The sequence below is a fragment of the Achromobacter sp. 18P8.1.1 genome (assembly GCF_057799415.1).
Window position 1 is genome coordinate 1 of the sequence record NZ_JBYOKH010000102.1, and the last position, 341, is coordinate 341.

At 48.4% G+C, this 341-nt stretch carries 1 protein-coding gene; it reads left to right on the forward strand.

Annotated features, from left to right (window positions below; translation table 11 throughout):
- Positions 1 to 159 precede the first annotated feature (159 nt).
- A partial coding sequence (locus AC27VE_RS30735) for a hypothetical protein (protein WP_488705857.1) occupies positions 160 to 341 on the forward strand: 182 nt, incomplete at its 3' end.

The window sequence follows — 341 nt, forward strand, 5'->3', positions numbered from 1 at the left end:
AGAGATCAGGGTTTAACGCCTAACCTAATCACAGTGCATCGCATCAAGCGCCCACACTTATCGGTTGTTTAATTGTTAAAGAGCGGTACTGCCAAATTCGGTACTACTAAATTCTTACTGCTACCTGCTGAACTCGCTTGCTTCGCTGCGGCTTTCGCCTTGCGTCGCTTGCTGTTTTCAGCAGCAGAGAGGCAAGATTATGAAGGAGTTTTTATCGCTTGTCAAGTCAGCTTCGTTCGCTTTCGCGCCACCGCTTTCTTGCTCGCGACCCCTTCGGATCTGCTCTCTTTAGCAGCTATCGAAACATCAGAACACCCGTTCGGGTTAACCCTAAGTTTTCA